Origin of the sequence: Pseudodesulfovibrio mercurii, from assembly GCF_000189295.2 — a bacterium.
In the GTDB taxonomy this organism is placed as follows: Bacteria; Desulfobacterota; Desulfovibrionia; order Desulfovibrionales; family Desulfovibrionaceae; genus Pseudodesulfovibrio; species Pseudodesulfovibrio mercurii.
On the sequence record NC_016803.1, the window covers coordinates 100,443 to 117,307 of the forward strand.

Annotated in this window: 12 protein-coding genes; 9 read left to right on the top strand and 3 right to left on the bottom strand. The window is 66.4% G+C overall.

Annotated features, from left to right (window positions below; all coding sequences use genetic code 11):
* Window positions 1-195: 195 nt before the first annotated feature.
* On the bottom strand, window positions 196-1,590 hold the full coding sequence (locus DND132_RS00480; protein WP_014320739.1) for a sigma-54-dependent transcriptional regulator: 1,395 nt from the start codon (window positions 1,588-1,590) through the stop codon (window positions 196-198).
* A 7-nt stretch (window positions 1,591-1,597) separates the two neighbouring features.
* Window positions 1,598-3,484, bottom strand: coding sequence for a hybrid sensor histidine kinase/response regulator (locus tag DND132_RS00485; RefSeq protein WP_014320740.1), 1,887 nt, complete (start codon window positions 3,482-3,484; stop codon window positions 1,598-1,600).
* Between the two features lie 374 nt (window positions 3,485-3,858).
* On the opposite strand from DND132_RS00485, the gene DND132_RS00490 reads away from it, so the two are divergent.
* The 9 genes from DND132_RS00490 to DND132_RS00530 all read left to right on the top strand — a co-directional run bounded on the left by DND132_RS00490 (window position 3,859) and on the right by DND132_RS00530 (window position 15,793).
* A complete protein-coding gene (locus DND132_RS00490) occupies window positions 3,859-5,235 on the top strand; it encodes a glutamine synthetase family protein (RefSeq protein WP_014320741.1) in 1,377 nt (458 codons plus the stop codon).
* A gap of 88 nt (window positions 5,236-5,323) precedes the next feature.
* Window positions 5,324-6,421, top strand: coding sequence for an acyl-CoA--6-aminopenicillanic acid acyl-transferase (locus tag DND132_RS00495; RefSeq protein WP_014320742.1), 1,098 nt, complete (start codon window positions 5,324-5,326; stop codon window positions 6,419-6,421).
* Between the two features lie 72 nt (window positions 6,422-6,493).
* A complete protein-coding gene (locus DND132_RS00500) occupies window positions 6,494-8,059 on the top strand; it encodes an extracellular solute-binding protein (RefSeq protein WP_014320743.1) in 1,566 nt (521 codons plus the stop codon).
* A 64-nt stretch (window positions 8,060-8,123) separates the two neighbouring features.
* Window positions 8,124-9,050: a carbohydrate ABC transporter permease gene (locus DND132_RS00505; RefSeq protein WP_014320744.1), complete on the top strand. Its 927-nt coding sequence runs from the start codon at window positions 8,124-8,126 to the stop codon at window positions 9,048-9,050.
* The gene (locus DND132_RS00510; RefSeq protein ID WP_014320745.1) at window positions 9,050-9,910 is read left to right on the top strand and encodes a carbohydrate ABC transporter permease; all 861 of its coding nucleotides are present in this window, start codon (window positions 9,050-9,052) and stop codon (window positions 9,908-9,910) included. Before DND132_RS00505 ends, DND132_RS00510 begins: the two co-directional genes overlap by 1 nt.
* Complete coding sequence (locus DND132_RS00515) at window positions 9,907-11,019, top strand: ABC transporter ATP-binding protein (RefSeq protein ID WP_014320746.1); 1,113 nt, start codon at window positions 9,907-9,909, stop codon at window positions 11,017-11,019. The genes DND132_RS00510 and DND132_RS00515 overlap by 4 nt, the downstream gene beginning before the upstream one ends.
* Window positions 11,019-12,140, top strand: coding sequence for an ABC transporter ATP-binding protein (locus tag DND132_RS00520; protein ID WP_014320747.1), 1,122 nt, complete (start codon window positions 11,019-11,021; stop codon window positions 12,138-12,140). Before DND132_RS00515 ends, DND132_RS00520 begins: the two co-directional genes overlap by 1 nt.
* Window positions 12,137-13,105, top strand: a complete 969-nt coding sequence (locus tag DND132_RS00525; protein WP_014320748.1) for a radical SAM protein — start codon at window positions 12,137-12,139, stop codon at window positions 13,103-13,105. The genes DND132_RS00520 and DND132_RS00525 overlap by 4 nt, the downstream gene beginning before the upstream one ends.
* A 3-nt stretch (window positions 13,106-13,108) precedes the next feature.
* The gene (locus DND132_RS00530; RefSeq protein WP_014320749.1) at window positions 13,109-15,793 is read left to right on the top strand and encodes a molybdopterin-dependent oxidoreductase; all 2,685 of its coding nucleotides are present in this window, start codon (window positions 13,109-13,111) and stop codon (window positions 15,791-15,793) included.
* 243 nt (window positions 15,794-16,036) lie between these two features.
* On the opposite strand, the gene DND132_RS00535 is transcribed toward DND132_RS00530, so the two are convergent.
* The gene (locus DND132_RS00535) at window positions 16,037-16,858 is read right to left on the bottom strand and encodes a DODA-type extradiol aromatic ring-opening family dioxygenase (protein WP_014320750.1); all 822 of its coding nucleotides are present in this window, start codon (window positions 16,856-16,858) and stop codon (window positions 16,037-16,039) included.
* Window positions 16,859-16,865 lie beyond the last annotated feature (7 nt).

Sequence of the window (16,865 nt, forward strand, 5' to 3'; positions counted from 1 at the left end):
TGTTTCGACGGGCGGCGGGCGTCCTGACCGGCACACGGGATGGCTCGGCGGATTCCGTCGGCGAATGGCGTAAGTATGTAATGGCGGGGACGGACCGGCAACGTCGTCACGGAAATATGTATACGCGTGACATATGATCCCCGGACCCAAGGTCGGGGCTGGGCCGGGGGGCGGCGGGGAGACCCTTGGGCCGGGCTATTTCCTGTTGCGCCGGATGCCCGCCAGGGAGAGATGGCGGTAGATGCTCGGCACGCTCAGGCCCGACAACCGGCTGGCCTCGGGGATGTCGAAGTCGCAGATGTCCATGAGCTGGCGGAAGTAGGCCTGGTCGCGCAACGCCTTGTAGTCGTTGTAGGCCTGGATGGGGCCGTCCGTGGCCTGGTTCGGCTGGGGCCGGGCCGGGGCGCGCTTGGGCTTGGCCCGGTCCAGGGAGGAGACGCGGATGTGGCCGGGCAGGTGCTTGGGATAGATGACCGGCTCCTGTCCGGCGGCGATGACCGCCGCCTCCATGACGTTGCCCAGTTCGCGGACGTTGCCGGGCCATGTGTAGGGGTGCAGGACGCGGGCCAGCTGCTTGGAGAACTGCTTGGGGGGCAGGCGGTAGCGTTCGCAGGCCGACTTGGCGAAGTGGCGGGCCAGGAGGATGACGTCCTGGTCGCGCTCGCGCAGGGGCGGCAGGGAGATTTCCAGGGTGCGCAGCCGGAAGAGCAGGTCCGAGCGGAAGGTCCCGGTCCGGGTCATGGCCTCCAGGTCGCGGTTGGTGGCGGCCATGAGCCGGAAGTCGCTGGCCTGTTCGCGGGAGGAGCCCACGGGCCGGAAGCGGTGCTCCTGGAGCACGCGCAGGAAGGACTTCTGCAGGGAGGGCGGCAGCTCGCCGATCTCGTCCAGGAACAGGGTGCCGCCGTCGGCCTCGGCCACCAGCCCCCGGTGGTCGGTCATGGCCCCGGTGAAGGCCCCCTTGACGTGGCCGTAGAGCACGCTTTCGAGCAGGGTCTCGGTCAGGTTGGAGCAGTCCACGACCACGAAGGGCTTGTCGCGGCGGGCGCTGTTGCGGTGGATGGCCTGGGCGGCCAGCTCCTTGCCCGCCCCGGTCTCGCCGAGGATGAGCACCCCGGCCTCGCTCTCGGCGGCCTTGGCCATGAGCTGTCGGACCCGGTCCATGGCCGGGGATTTGCCGATGATCCCGCCGTCGTCGAAGGTTCGGGCCGGTTGCTGGGCCGCGAACTTGTCGCTGCGGTACTTGAGGGCGCTCTCCAGGGACGCCTTGAGGACCGAGGGCGTGGCCGGTTTTTGGATGTAGTCCCAGGCCCCGCTGGTCAGGGTCTCCTGGGCCCCGAAGTTGTCCTTCAGGCCGGTCAGGACGATGACCTCGGGCCCGCCGGGCGCGGCGGACAGCTCGTTGATGGACATGTGTCCGTCGCCGTCGGGCAGGTTCAGGTCCAGGTAGATGACGTCCACGCCGCTGCGCGCCCGGACCAGCCCCCGGCTCAGGCTGTCGGCGGTCAGGATCTCGTGGCCGAGGTCGCCGAAGCAGCGGGACAGGCCGCTTCGGATGAGCTCGTCGTCGTCGATGATCAGTATGCGTGCCATGGTCGTCCTACATGCGGAACTTGTTGACGTTTTCCACCAGCGTCCGGGGCGACATGGGCTTCATGACGAAGCCCGCCACCCCGGTGAGCCGGGCCTGGGCCTCCAGCCGGGCCTCCACGTGGCCGGTGCAGATGACCACCTTGGCGTCCGGAGCGTGTTCCAGGACGCGGGCGGCCATCTCCATGCCGGTCATGCCGGGCATGGACTGGTCCGTGACCACCAGGTCGAACCGCCCCTTGCCCCGGAAAAATTCCTTGAGACCCTCCTGTCCGCTGGAGGCCGTGAAGACCTCGTAGCCCGCGTCGCGCAGGACGCGCTGCATGGCCTGGAGGGCCCCGGCGTCGTCGTCCACCAGGAGCAGGCGGCCCGTTGACCGGGCGGCCGGGCGGGTTTCGCGGGCCAGGGTCTTGGTCTCCGGGGTGGCGGTGCAGGGCAGGTAGACCGTGAAGGTGGTCCCCCGGCCCGGCACGGAGTCCACGTGGATGGTCCCGCCGTTGCAGGTCACGATGGCGTGGACCACGGCCAGCCCCATGCCCGTGCCGCCGCTCTTGCTCTTGCTCGTGTAGAAGGGCTCGAAGATGCGCTCCGCCGAGCCCGGCTCTATGCCGTGGCCCGTGTCCGACACGGTCAGGACCACGTGGTCGCCCAGGGCCAGGCCCGAGTGCGGGGCTTCCTTCTGCGAGTCCAGGTGCAGGTTGGACAGACGCACGGACAGGGTGCCGCCGCCGGGCATGGCCTGGACGGCGTTGCGGCAGAGGTTGAGCAGAACCTGCTGGACCTGGGAGGGGTTGGCCAGGACGCAGTCGTTGTCCGCCGAGCAGTCCATGTCCAGGCGCACGTGGTCGGGCAGGGTGCCCTGCAGGATGGCCAGGTTCTCGCGGGCCAGGGGGGTCAGGTGCAGGGGCGAGCGGCTGACCTCCTGCTGGCGGCTGTACTCCAGGACCTGTTCGACCAGTTCCGAGGCCTTGTACGCGGCGCGCAGGGCCTCGGCCAGGGGGGCCTCCATGGGCGTGTTGTCCGCCTTGCCCAGGGCGTAGTCTACATTGAAGATGATCGGGACCAGGTTGTTGTTCAGGTCGTGGGCGATGCCGCCCGCAAGCACGCCGATGGCCCGCATCTTCTGGGCCTGGAACAGCTCCCGCTCCACCCGCTTCAGCTCGGTGATGTCCACCCCCAGCTCCATGACCAGGGGCTCCCCGTTCTCGTCCTCGAAGGGATAGTCGTAGATGTGGAAGGTCCGGCCCGCGTCGTCGGTGAACTGCCAGTCCACGGGCTCGCCCGTGTCGAAGACCCGGAAGGTAGGGCAGTGGGGACAGGGGTCGTCGCGGCCGCCGAACATCTGGTAGCAGCGCCGCCCGCCCACCTCGCCGTAGAAGGCCAGGGTCTTCTTGTTGGCGTAGGCCACGGAGTAGTCGCGCCGCTGCATGTAGACGAACACGGGCAGCTCGTTGACCACGTCGAAGAAGAGCAGCCGGCCGCGCTCGCGGAGCATGTCCGACTGCCGCCGGAGGACCTTTTCGTCGCGCAGGGCCGCGCGCAGCCGCTCCACCTCGGCGTGGCGGTGGACCTCGACCACGATCTCGCCGCCGGGCAGGGGCACCAGGCGGCAGGAGGCCAGCTCCCGGTCCGGGGCCGACGGGTCGCCCATCTCCACCAACTGCTCCATGCCGGTCAGGGCCACCTGGGCCAGGCCGTCCTCGAGGACCCGCAGGAACCGGGCGTGGAAGGGCAGCTCGTCCGGCCGCCGCCCCTCTGGAAAGGGTGCGTCCGCCGGGAGCAGCCGGGTGAAGGCGTTGTTGGCATAGGCGATGACCCCGTCCGGGCCGAGCACGGCCATGGGGGTCGGGCTCTGCCGGGCGAAGAGCCGGAGATCGGAAGGTGCGGGTATCTGCATTTCGATTTACATTTTTCTACATTTACGCTCTACGAACACTATAGTTATTTCGCAAAGTTTTTTCAATCATAATAAAATAGTCATTAATATACTGTTTTAATTTATATTTTACTCAAGAAGACTCTTTGTCTGCCAGTTAAATTTTCAATAATTCAATTCTCGTTTTTAAGAATCGAGAACGAATCGAGATATGTCTAAGATGGAGTGCGCTGAGCAAATGATTACTTAACTAACTGATTTACTGTATTTTATTGAAAAACAGGCCAAAATGGCACGGCGATTGTACTAGATGAAAAAATCACATTGATGAAAATTGTCCGGATTCGGTCCGGGCGAGCGGTATCATAAAATTGCCAAAATGAGGGATTGAGACGATGAGCCTGCCAAAACCATCTTCCATCGACAGCATCAAGAAGCAGATCCGGGATCATGACATCCAGTTCGTCCGTTTCGAGCAAGCGGACCTGTACGGCGTGTCCCGGAGCAAGACCGTGCCGGTCGGCGCGTTCATGGACTATATAGAGAACGGCCTGAACTTTTACGGCGGACTGCTCGGCCTGGACATCCAGTCCATGGTCCCCAAGGGGACCGGGTACGCCGAGGAGGTGGCCTTCGAGGACCATTGCACGGTGCCGGACCTGTCCACCTTCACGGTCCTGCCCTGGGTGCCCAACACGGCCAACATCACCGTGGACCCCTACTGGTACGACGGCCGCCCGGCCATGGCCTCCCCGCGCCTGCTGCTCAAGAAGATCCTCGATGAGTTCGCCGCCATGGGCTACATCTGCCGGTTGGGCTACGAGTTCGAGTTCTACGTGCTGGACAAGGAGACCAGGAAGCCGGTCTACGACGGACAGCCCATCTTCGTCACCCTCAAGAACAACTTCGACATCGACTATACCTACGACCTGATGCGCAAGATGGACCAGGCCGGGGTGCGGATCATCACCCAGAACTCCGAGCACGGGCCGGGACAGCAGGAGATCAACCTGTACTACCAGGACGGCCTGCCCGCCGCGGACACCGCCTTCCTCTACAAGATGGGCTGCAAGGAGATTTCCCTGCAGCACGGCTACATCGCCACCTGGCTGACCAAGCCGTTCATCAATTCCAGCGCCTCGGGCTCCCACTTCCACGTCTCCCTCATCGACAAGAAGACCGGCAAGAACGCCTTCAACGCCCCGGACGGCGAGTGCGGCCTGTCCGAGCTGGCGCGCGACTTCCTGGCGGGCATGCTCAAGCACGCCCGGGCCAACACCGTGTTCACCGCCCCGACCATCAACTGCTATAAGCGCTACCGGGTCAATTCCTTCGCCCCGCACACCGCCACCTGGGGCATGGAGAACCGCACCGTGGGCATCCGCCTGAAGGGCTGCCGGGGCGAGTCCACCCATTTCGAGAACCGGCTGGCCTGCGGCGGGACCAACCCCTACCTTCTGGCCCTGTCCACCCTGGCCGCCGGCCTTGAGGGCATCCGTTCCAAGCCGGAGTTGCCCGATCCGGTCCTGGGCATCGCCTACGACGATGAAACCCTGCCCAGGCTGCCGTTCACCCTGGACGAGGCCGTGGAGGCCTTCGAGCAGGACACGGACCTGCATGCCGTGCTCGACCCCGAGTTCATCAAGCTGGTCCTGGCCGTGAAGAAGTTCGAGGTCGAGACCGCCAGGGCCAAGTTCGCGGACTACGGTACCCCCGAATTCAACAATCGCGTCGATCCATGGGAGTGGGACTACTACATGGAACTGCTGTAGACACCGCACCTCCCAACCCGGGGAGGGGGGCCTTCCTTCATCCTCCCTCCCCGTGCGGTGTTTTCGAACAGGAGCAACCGGAGCAACAATGAGCACCATTCCCGTCATAGAACTGACCGGCACCCCCTTCGAACGGGGCGTCGCCCACGGCCGGGCCCTCGGGGACCTGATCGCGGAGTTCGTGGAGTCCGTGACCTCGGTCCACCAGATGAACAACGGGTTCATCCGCGTGGACAAGGACCGGCTCGAAACCTTTTGCATGAAGAATCTCGGCTTCCTCGAAAAGTTCTCCCCCGAGCTGGTGGAGGAGATGCGCGGCATCGCTGAGGGCGCGGGCGTGACCTTCAAGGAGATTCTCTACCTCAACTCCTTCCTGGAGCTGGAGGACCTGCGTGCGCCCGGCATCGGCGGCACGGTCCTGCCCGACGGCCTGTGGGGCTGCACCACCTTCAACGTCACCCGCGACGCCGGGGAGGGCGGCCGGGCCTACATCGGCCAGACCTACGACATGGAGAAATACTACGAGAGGTTTCTCTGCCTGCTGCGCATCGTTCCGGAACAGGGCCCGGCCCAGCTGGTCATCTCGTTCGCGGGCATCCTCGGCCTGGTCGGCCTGAACGCGGCGGGCGTGGGCGCGGTCATCAACAAGGTCACGGCCACGGACGCCCGGCCCGGCGTGGTCTACCCGTTCATCATGCGCAGGGCGCTATCCAGCGAGCGCATCGGCGACGCGCTGGGCGCGGCCATCTTCTCGCCGCGCGCGGGGGGCATCAACTACCAGTTCGCGGGAAGCGGGGTGGCCTTCTGCGCCGAGACCTCGGCCGCGTACTACCAGCTCCTCGACATCGACGGGTCCATCGCCCACACCAACCACTTCGTGGGCCGGGACATGCGCCGGTTCGAGACCCCCAACTGGCTGTCCCACGGCGGGTCCATGGTGCGCAAGCAGGTGGCCGACAACTTCCTGAAGCGCCATCGCGGCGCCCTCAACCCCGAGAAGCTCAAGGAGCTGACCAGGGACCACACCAATTATCCCCGGTGCATCTGCGCCCACGGGTTCCCCGGCGAGGACCCGAAGACGGCCTTCCACACGGTCTTCGCCGTGATCATGGACCCCGAGGCGGGGTGGCTGGAGCTGTGTTCCGGCAATCCCTGCGAGAATACCTACGAGCGCCACGTCCTCTGACGCGGCGGTGAATCGGCTGATGTTCGGTAGCTGGCAAGCATTTTCAACATATTAAGCAAGCAGAGGTGTGCAATGGAAACGAATGCGAAGTTGGAGAAGACCCTGAAAGAGTATGAGTCCGGCGGCATGACCCGCCGCTCGTTCCTCAAGACCATGACCACCCTGGGCGTGGCCGCGGCCGTGGCCAACGCCGTGGCCCTGTCGCCGCTGGGCGCGGTCAAGGCGTTCGCCGCCATCTCCGGTCCCGAGGAGCGCGCCTGGGCCCTGGCCAAGGTGGCTGCGGCCAAGGCCACGAAGAAGACCCTGACCCTGCTCATTCCCACCGGGTCCATCGGCAACATGACCCCGTATGCCGACAAGTGGAAGAACGAACTCGGCATCACCCTGGAGTTCATCGAGGAGCCGGACGAGGTCGTCCACACCAAGGGCATGCAGGAGGCCGTGGCCAAGACCGGCCGGTACGACGTCATGATGCCCACGGCCATGTCCTATCCGGACTGGATCGACTCCGGCGTCATCTACGACCTGACCGACTGGACCGAGAAGTACGACCCCGAGCTGTTCAACAAGGAATGGGGCGTGGTCTTCCCGGCCTCGCACCATGCCCAGCTGTACAACGGCCGCGTGGCCGGTCTGCTCAACGACGGCGACCAGATCACCCTGCTGTGCCGCAAGGACTACCTTGAGGATTCCGACAAGGCCAAGGCCTTCGAGGACAAGTTCGGCCGCAAGCTGGCCGTGCCCGACACCTGGAAGGAGTACTACGACCTGGCCTCCTTCATGCATGATCCGGCCAAGGGCTTCTACGGTTCCCTGGAATACCGCTCCCCGTACTACGTCAAGTGGATGTTTATGCAGCGCCTCGTGTCCAAGGGCATGCTCTACTTCGACGGCGAGATGAACCCGACCTTCAATTCCGACGAAGGCGTGGCCGCCCTGGAAGACATGCTGGCCATGAACCAGTTCCTGCACCCGGACGCCTTCTCCTTCACCTGGTCCTCCAACTACAACGCCTTCGGCCGGGGCGAGGGCTTCATGAACATCGTCTGGCCGTCCGGCTTCAAGTACTCCATGGCCCCGTCCACCGGCCCGGCCACCACCGGCAAGATCGCGGCCACCGTCATGCCCGCCGACTTCACCAAGGACGGCACCAAGCTGTACGCGGGCATGTTCTGCTGGGGCTACGGCTACGCGGTCTCCAAGTATTCCGCCAACCCCGAGCTGGCCTACGCCTACTCCCAGTGGATGACCTCGCCGACCATCTCGGCCGACGCCATCCCGTACCTCGGCGGCTACTCCGACCCGTATCGCGTCAACCACATGCTCGAACCCACCAAGCGGCTGGTGGACACCTACACCAAGCCGTACCTGAACACCCTGTACAACAACATGGTCAACACCGTGCCCGACTTCTGCCTGCCCGGCGGCTTCGAGTACCAGGACGCCCTGGACAAGGAGGTGCACGCCTGCATGACCGGTTCCAAGAAGCCCAAGGAGGCCCTGGAACAGGCCGCGCACAAGTTCGAGCGCATCACCCGCCGCATCGGCAAGGACAAGGTCAAGAAGGCCTGGATCGCCCTGACCTCCAACCTGGCCGCGCCCATCAAGAAGGCCGCGGGCGTGGACAACTGGAGCTAGAACGAGACTCCCAACAACCGAACCCGGCCCGGGGGCCATTCCCCGGGCCGGTCAGGTGGAAAACGTGACACAGACAGCTATCGGCACCACTCCGGACCGCAAGGGGTTCAGCAACCAGGCCATCGCCCGCATCTTCACGGTGCCGGGGCAGGTGGTCTCCCTCCTGGTCCTCGTCATGCCGCTCTTGGTGGCATTGTATATGAGCTTCACCGACTGGTCGCCCACGCGCGGCTCCCTGTTCGACGCCTCCTTCGTGGGCTTCGACAACTATTCGGAACTGCTCATCTGGGACACCCGGTTCATCTACGCGGTCATCCGCACACTGCTCATCTCCGGCATCTGCCTGTGCCTCGAGTTCACCTTCGGGCTCGGCCTGGCGGTCCTGTTCCTGCGCAGGTTCCGGGGCAAGTCGGTGCTCTTCTCGGCGTTTCTGACGCCCATGATGATCCTGCCCGTGGTGGTGGGGTACATCTTCTGGATGCTCTTCCAGTCCAACGGCCCGGTGAACCAGATGCTCGAGTTCGTCTTCGGGGCCGGGGCCACCCTGGACTGGTTCCGCTCGGCCGCCCCGGCGATCGTCGCGGTCATCGTCACCGAGGTCTGGCACTGGACGCCGCTCTTCTTCCTGATCCTGCTCTCCGGGCTCAACTCCGTGCCCGAGAACCCGATACGGGCGGCGGTCATCCTCGGGGCCAACCCCAGCCAGGTCTTCTGGCGCGTGGTCATGCCGACCCTCAAGCCGGTCATCATCGTGGCCTTCGTCATCCGGGCCATGGAGATCATCAAGCTCTTCGACGAGGTCTTCATGCTCACCCGGGGCGGGCCCGGCTCCTCCACGGAGACCATCAGCCTGTACATCTACAAGCTGGCCTTCAACGACTTCCAGCTCGCCTACGGCGCGGCCGCGGCCTTCCTGGTCCTGGTGGGATCGCTCCTGCTGGTCCACCTGCTGCTCGCCCCGGTGCGCAACCAGCTCCTGGAGGGCAAATAATGCAAGACAAGAAGCTTTCCCCCGTGCAGACCATCATCATGGGCGCGGCCCTGATCGTGGTCCTGTTCCCGGTCTTCTGGATCCTGATGACGGCCATCAAGCCGCCCACCGACTGGAACGCGTCCCCGGCCATCTGGGTCCCGTCCGAGCCGACCTTCGTCAACTTCCAGACCCTGTTCGACCCCGAGGCTTTGGGCAAGTACGGCGTGGGCGGCGTGAGCCAGCCCGCCACCAAGGCGGTCTTCGGCTCGCTGCTGGCGACCATCGTGTCCACCACCCTGTCCGTGATCATCGGGCTTTTCTCGGCCATCGGTATCTCGCGCTACGGGAACAACTCCAAGTCCACGCCCCTGGTCATCCTGTCCGGGCGCATGTTCCCGCCCGCGGCCATCGCCGTGCCCTTCGTGATCATCTTCTCGAACATCGGGCTGATCGACAGCTACACCGGACTCATCGCCATCTACGTGGCGGTCACGCTGCCGTTCTCCACCTGGATGCTCAAGTCCTTCGTGGACGACCTGCCGCGCGAGATCGAGGAGGCGGCCATGATCGACGGGAGCGGCAAGCTGGCCGCGCACCTGACCGTGACCATTCCGCTCATCAAGGGCGGGCTGTTCGCCACGACCATGTTCATCTTCATTCTCAACTGGTCGGAGTTCATGTTCGCCCTGGTCCTGGCCTATTCGAACATCTCGACCATCCCGGTCCAGCTCGCCAAGTACGTCACGGCCACGGCCGGGACCCTGTACGGCGTGCAGGCCGCCCTGGCCGTGCTGGCCATGATTCCCTTGGTCATCGTCGGCTACCTCATCCAAGGCCACCTCGCCCGTGGCATGACATTCGGAGCGATCAAGCAATGAGCAGACCCAAACTGGAACTGGTGAAGCTGCGCAAGGAATATTCCGACGGCAACGTCATCGCCGTGGACGACATCGACCTGGCCGTGGAGGCCGGGGAGACCGTGGCCCTGCTGGGCTCCTCCGGCTGCGGCAAGTCCACCACCCTGAACATGATCGTCGGTCTGGAGCAGCCCACCGGCGGCGACATCCAGATCGACGGGGCCACCGTGGTCAACACCCCGGCGGGCAAGCGCAACGTGGGGCTGGTCTTCCAGGACTACGCGGTCTTCACCCACATGACCGTGCGCAAGAACCTGGCCTTCGGCCTGGAGGTGCGCGGCAAGTACGTGCTGGAGATCAACCGGGCCGTGGAGGGCGTGGCCGAGTTGCTCGGCATGCAGGACAAGCTCGACGTCAGCGTCAAGGAGCTGGGCGGCTCGGAGCTCCAGCGGGTGGCCATCGGCCGGACCCTGGTGACCAAGCCGGAGATCCTGCTCCTGGACGAGCCCCTGTCCAACCTGGAGGCCGAGGCGCGGCTGGCCATGCGCCGCGAACTCAGGCGGTTGCAGCAGGAGATCGGCCTGACCATCATCTACGTGACCCACGACCAGGTGGAGGCCCTGTCCCTGGCCGACCGCATCGCGGTCATGAACATGGGCCACATCCTCCAGGTGGAGGAGACCTCGACCATCTTCGCCCGGCCGGACCACACCTTTGTGGCCGGGTTCCTGGGCTCGCCGCCCATGAACCTGCTGCGCGGCCGGTTCGTCACCGACGGCGGGGCCATCCGTTTCACCAAGGACGCCTTTTCCCTGGCCATGGGCGAGAGTGCCGACGGTCCCGCGCCCGGCGGGTTCCACACCCTGGGCGTGCGTCCCGAATCCCTGAGCCTGTCCGAGTCGCGGACGCCGGACATCACCGGGCGCATCCACAACGTGGAGCCGCGCGGCCCGGAGATGGTCGTCACCGTGGAGGCGGGCCACGAGATGCTCACCCTGGTCACGCCGCCCTCGGGCGCCCTGCACACGGGCGACCCCGTGGGGCTCGATATCGACTTCGACTCCCTGGTCTTCTTCGGCGGGGACAGCAACCGCCGCGAGGAGATCAGCGTGGCCGGGAGGGTTTTCTGATGACGACCGCCAACATCGGGGGGCAGACCCCCGTCCTGCACCTGGAATCCGTGTCCAAGCGGTTCCGCGACAACCAGGCCCTGAGCGGAGTGGACTTCGTCGTGCCCGAGGCCTCGCTGACCGTCATCCTCGGCCCGGCCGGGGCGGGCAAGACCACCACCCTGCGGATCATCGCCGGGCTGGAGACGCCCGAGCAGGGGCGCGTGCTCCTGGGCGGCGGCGACGTGGGCCGGTGGGAGCCGCGCGACCGCAACGTGGCCATGATCTTCGACAACCTGGCGCTCTATCCGAACAAGAGCGGCTTCGACAATATCGCCTCGCCCCTGGTCATCCGCAAGGAGAGCGGGGAGGTCATCCGGGAGCGCGTGGAGGGGATCGCCAAGACTCTGCAGATCACCCACGTGCTCGGGCGGCTGCCCAAGACCATGTCCGGCGGCGAGAAGCAGCGCGTGGCCCTGGGGAGGGCGCTCATCCGCACGCCCCAGCTCTTCCTGCTCGACGAGCCCCTGTCCAGCCTGGACGCCAAGCTGCGCATCGAACTGCGCGCGGAGCTGCGGCGCATGCAGCGCGAGCAGGGGTACACCTTCCTCATGGCCACGCCCGACTACCACGAGGCCATGGCCATCGCGGACACGGTGATCATGCTGAGCAAGGGCCGCGTGGTCCAGGTGGACGCGCCCCAGACCATCTACGATCTGCCCGCGGACCGCGAGACCGCCTGCTTCGTGGGCGCGCCCCAGATCAACCTGTTCCGGGGCGAGTTCGACGAGGCCTCCGGCACGGTCCGCATCAAGGACGCCGGGGTGTCCCTGGCCGCGCCCGAGCATCTGGCCGCGCCCCTCAAGGCCAGGGGGAGCGGGTTCGAGCTGGGCATCCGTCCGGAGAACCTGGTCCTGACCGCGCCGGACGGAGCCCCGGCCGTGGGCGAGCTGATCGACATCGAGCCGCTCGGACCCAAGTCCGTGGCCACGGTGCGCGTGCACGACGCCGAGTTCCGCGTGCTCATCGACAGCCGCGAGGTCCCCGGCCTGACCCTGCACGCACCCATCGGGGTGACCCCGGTGAACACCGCGCGCATGGTCGCCTTCGACCTCGAAACCGGGTTGCGGATACAGGCATGATCAACATCTTCGTCACCTACCGGTGCAACCTCGCCTGCTCCTACTGCTTCGCCAGGGAGCTGCACGCCGAGTACCCCGAGGACCTGACCGAGGAGAACTTCGCCCGGCTCCTGGAATGGATGGAGCGGGCGCAGCTCCCGGCGGCGGCCTTCATCGGCGGCGAGCCGACCCTGCACCCGCTGCTGCCGTACATGGTCGAGCGCACGGCCGAGGCGGGCATCGCCCCGGTGCTGTTCACCAACGGCCTGTTCCCCACGGACCTGGCGGACCGGCTCACGCCCGTGGTCTCCAACTTCGTGGTCAACTACAACGAGCCGTCCATGTACTCCGACACGCAGGCAGCGCTGCTCGACGCCAACCTGACGGCCATCGCCCGGTCCGGGGCGCGGCTGACCTTCTCCAAGAACTTTTCCAGCCGGTACCGCGAGTACGGCTACCTGCTGGAGGGGTGCGCCCGGTACGGGGTGCAGTCCGTGCGCTACGACATCTCTCGGCCGTCCATCTCGGCGGCCAACGACCACTTCACCAACGACGACACGCGGCAGGTCATCTCCCACATCGTCCGTTTCGTGAAGGCGTGCGAGGAGCGGGGCATCCGCACCGGGCTTGATTGCAGCGTCCGTTTGTGCGACCTCAGGATCGAAGACCGGAACTACCTCGAGCGGGTGTCCATGAAGTTCTCCGGGGTCTGCCATCCGTCCATCGACGTGCATCCGGACCTGTCCGCGTCCTACTGCCTGCCCATGCGGGACATCGCGGTGCCGGACGTGACCGCCTTTTCGAGCCAGGACGCGGTCATGTGGCACTTCGCCGAGCGGGTACGGCCCATCCGCAAGGCCAACGTGTCCACGGACTGCCTGGAGTGCAAGGACTTCATGCGCCGCTGCCAGGGGGGCTGCATGGCCCTGCGCCGCGCCGCCGCACCGGCCGCGCCGGACACCGATGACAACGCCAAGGAAGCATAGATAATGAGCCGACGGAAGATCGTGACCACCTGCACCCGGGACTGCCCCAACTCCTGCGGCCTGATCGCCGTGGTGGAGGACGGGCGGCTGGTCAAGCTCTCGGGCGACCCGGACCACCCCCTGACCGGCGGGGTGTCCTGCCACAAGACCGCCAAGTACATCAAGCGGGTGTACAGCGCCGAGCGCATCACCCACCCCCTGCGCAAGGTGGACGGCCGCTGGCGACGGGCGACCTGGGACGAGGTCCTGGACCTGGTGGCCGACAAATTGAAGGCGGTGGTCGCCGAGTCGGGGCCCGAGGCGGTCCTGTACTACCAGGGGTACGGCGAGCGCACGGCGCTCAAGCTCCTGAACAAGTATTTCTTCAACCTGCTGGGCGGGGCCACGACCATGCGCGGCTCCCTGTGCGGCGGGGCCGGGCAGGGGGCCCAGAACCTGGACTTCGGCAACCGCGTGTCCCACGACCCGTTGGACCATTACAACTCCAAGTCCATGATCCTGTGGGCGCGCAACCCGGTGTCCACGAACATCTCCCTTGTCAGGATCGCCAAGGACATCAGGAAGCGCGGCGGCCGCGTGATCGTCGTGGACCCGGCGCGCAGCCTGTCCGTGAACATCGCCACCGACCACATCCGGCCCAAGCCGGGCCGCGACGGCTTCCTGGCCATGGCCGCGGCCAAGCTGATCCTCAAGGCCGGGGCCGAGGACCGCGATTTTCTGGAGAACCGGGCCGTGGGCTGGGCCGAGTACCAGGCCATCCTCGACGGCTTCACCGTGCCCGAGCTGTGTTCCCTGGCCGGGGTGTCCACGGCCGACGCCGAACTGCTGGCCGACACCCTGATGCATCAGTTCCCGACCTCCATCCTGCTCGGCTGGGGGCTGCACCGCCACGAGTACGCCCACTACGTCATCCGGCCCATCGACGCCCTGGGCGGCATCGCGGGCCTCCTCGGCACGGCGGGCGGCGGGGTCAGCCAGGGGTTCGAGGAGTACGGCCCCTACGACCAGGCCTGGTGGGGCGACCAGCTGCACCCGGACCACCGGACCCTGCTCATCGCCAAGGTGGGCGAGGAGATCCTGAACGCGCGCGACCCGGAGATCCGCATGATCGTGGTCACGGCGGGCAACCCTGTGTGCATGGCCCCCAACGCGGACAAGATCGTCCGGGCGTTCAAGAAGGCCGAGATGGTCGTCTACTCCGGCCACTTCCTGGACGACACCGCCGAGCTGGCCGACATCTTTTTGCCCGCGACGACCTTCCTGGAGGAGGACGACCTGATGGCCAGCTACGGCCACAACTTCGTGGGCCCGGTGAACCCGGCCATCGAGCCGGTGGGCGAGACCAAGTCCGAATTTCAGATGTTCCAGGAATTGTCCGAGCGGTTCCCCTTTGCCGGGGAATACCGGCGGTCCGTGGCCGACTGGCTGCAAACCATCTGCGCCCCGCTCTGGGAGCAGGGCGCGGACCTCGAAACCGTGCGCAGGGGGCCGTTCCGTCTGGACGCGCCCATGGTCCCGTACGCGGACGGCGTGTTCCCCACCGAATCGGGCAAGTTCCAGTTCATGACGGAATTCGACCCGGCCGTGCTTCAGGACGAGGACCCGGAATATCCGTACAAGCTCCTGACCATCGCGCCCCACGGGTACATCTGCTCCGAGCGGACCATGGCCGAGCACGAGGCGTTGCCCACGGTCGTCCTGAACACCGAGGAGGCCCGCAGGCGGGGCGTGTGCGACGGCGGCCACGTGCTGGTGCGCAGCGCCTACGGCCGGCTCATGGCCCTGCTCAAGGTGGACGAGGCCACGCGGGGCGACGTGCTCGTCACCGAGCGCGGCGGCTGGAACAAGGCGGGCCACGGGGTCAACCTGCTGACCAGGGACATCGCCTCCATCGTGGGCCAGGGCACGCCGTTCTACGAGACCAGGGTCACGGTGGAGCCGTGCCCGGACGACGGGATCATCGGCTCCCGCGTGCTGGTAATCCAGCACTCGGACGAGTCGCCCGGCGGCAATTTCACCAAGGAACTGGCCCGGCAGGGGTGCCTACTGACCACCGTCATGCCCGGCGAAGGGGACGCGCTGCCCGATTCGCCCGAGGGGTTTGACCGATTGGTGGTCCTGGGCGGCCCGCAGCACGCCTTCGACGATCAGGGCTCGCCGCACTTCCCGGCGCTGATGCAACTCATGCGCGGCTTCGACGCGGCGGGCAAGCCCGTGGCGGGCATCTGCCTGGGCTGCCAGATCCTGGCCAGGGCCTTCGGCGCGACCATCCGGACCATGCCCGAGCTGGAGTTCGGCTACGTGCGGCTGACCGTGACCGAGGCGGGCGCGCAGGACCCGGTGGTGGGCCCGGCCGGGCCCATCCCGCCGCTCATGGAGTTCCACGAGGACACCTTCGACCTGCCCGAGGGGGCCGAACTGCTGGTCACGGGCGCGGCCTGCGCCAACCAGTGCTTCCGGGCGGGCAACGCCTCCTACGGGTTTCAGTTTCACCTGGAGCTGGACTCCATCGGGGCCGAGGCGTGGTTCGAAGAGTTCCAGCGCGGCGACATCGACACCTACGCGAAATACCGCGACCAGTTCACCGACGAATTCTTTGCCGAGATGCGCGGCCGGTTTCCGCTCCTCGTTCCGCAGTCCGGGGACTTCTGCCGGAACGTGGCCCGGAATTGGCTCCGGCTGAAATAGCCGGTCCCGCACCCGCCGTCTCTCGCGCAAGGAAAGGGAAGGTCTTCCGAAGAAGACCTTCCCTTTTTATGTTTGTTTCACCCTCCGCGCCGCAGGCGCCGGATGGGGTGCAGGGGTGCGAACCCTATCGCTGCTGTCGCCATCTCCGGGGCTCGAAGACTCGCCAAGAGCTGGGGCTGCCCGCCGGAGGCGAAGTCATCCGTCAATCGCCGCGCAGCGGCCTTCAAACCTGATTTTCCCCCGCTAGTCGGTCGGCCGCCAGAGGAAGGTGCTCGCGCCCTTGCCGATGATGGTCAGGCGGAAGTGTTCGTCGCAGGGTCGTCCCGCCGCGCCGCAGCAGACGTGCAGGGGCAGGAGGTGCTCCTCGCGCGGGTGGCAGTAGCGGGCGTGGGGCGCGGATTCCCAGTGGACGAGCCGTTGCCCGCGTTCGTCCGGGGTCAGGGCCGGGTCGGCGCAGGTCTCGATGAGCCACCGCTGGAACGCGTCGTTGGCGTCGGCGGTCTCGGCCGTGTCCGGGGTGAAGAAGGCGCGCATGTTGTGGAAGGAGAATCCCGAGCCGAGGATGAGCAGATTGTCCCGGTCGAGGTCGGCCAGGGCCCGGCCCAGGGCCAGGTGCGCCGCCGGGTCGAGTCCCTTGAGCAGGGAGAGCTGCACGCAGGGGATGTCCGCCTCGGGGTACATGATCTTGAGCGGCACGAACAGGCCGTGGTCGTAGCCGCGCTCCGGCTCTTGGCCGCAGGGCAGGCCGCGGGCGGCCAGGGCGTCGCGGACCGCTTGGGACAGCGCGTCGTCGCCCGGGGCGGGGTAGGCGATCTCGTAGGACTCCGGGGGGAAGCCGTAGTAGTCGTAGTAGAGGGGCGGACGGTCGCCCATGGTCACGGTGGGGGCGGATTCCTCCCAGTGGGCGCTGATCACCAGGATGGCGGACGGCCGGGGGATGCGCGCGGTCAGGACCTTGAGGTTGGCGACCATCTCGGCGTGGCCCTCGTCGCCGAGCAGGGGCAGGGGGCCCGCGCCGTGGGAGATGTAGATGACGGCGTGGCGGCCGGGCTTGGGTTCTTGCATGATCTTT

What these genes read in the sequence shown, in the direction of transcription:
- DND132_RS00480 (WP_014320739.1), bottom strand. Translation starts at nt 1,590, where the DNA reads ATGGCACGCATACTGATCATCGACGACGACGAGCTCATCCGAAGCGGC.
- DND132_RS00485 (WP_014320740.1), bottom strand. Translation starts at nt 3,484, where the DNA reads ATGCAGATACCCGCACCTTCCGATCTCCGGCTCTTCGCCCGGCAGAGC.
- DND132_RS00490 (WP_014320741.1), top strand. Translation starts at nt 3,859, where the DNA reads ATGAGCCTGCCAAAACCATCTTCCATCGACAGCATCAAGAAGCAGATC.
- DND132_RS00495 (WP_014320742.1), top strand. Translation starts at nt 5,324, where the DNA reads ATGAGCACCATTCCCGTCATAGAACTGACCGGCACCCCCTTCGAACGG.
- DND132_RS00500 (WP_014320743.1), top strand. Translation starts at nt 6,494, where the DNA reads ATGGAAACGAATGCGAAGTTGGAGAAGACCCTGAAAGAGTATGAGTCC.
- DND132_RS00510 (WP_014320745.1), top strand. Translation starts at nt 9,050, where the DNA reads ATGCAAGACAAGAAGCTTTCCCCCGTGCAGACCATCATCATGGGCGCG.
- DND132_RS00515 (WP_014320746.1), top strand. Translation starts at nt 9,907, where the DNA reads ATGAGCAGACCCAAACTGGAACTGGTGAAGCTGCGCAAGGAATATTCC.
- DND132_RS00520 (WP_014320747.1), top strand. Translation starts at nt 11,019, where the DNA reads ATGACGACCGCCAACATCGGGGGGCAGACCCCCGTCCTGCACCTGGAA.
- DND132_RS00525 (WP_014320748.1), top strand. Translation starts at nt 12,137, where the DNA reads ATGATCAACATCTTCGTCACCTACCGGTGCAACCTCGCCTGCTCCTAC.
- DND132_RS00530 (WP_014320749.1), top strand. Translation starts at nt 13,109, where the DNA reads ATGAGCCGACGGAAGATCGTGACCACCTGCACCCGGGACTGCCCCAAC.
- DND132_RS00535 (WP_014320750.1), bottom strand. Translation starts at nt 16,858, where the DNA reads ATGCAAGAACCCAAGCCCGGCCGCCACGCCGTCATCTACATCTCCCAC.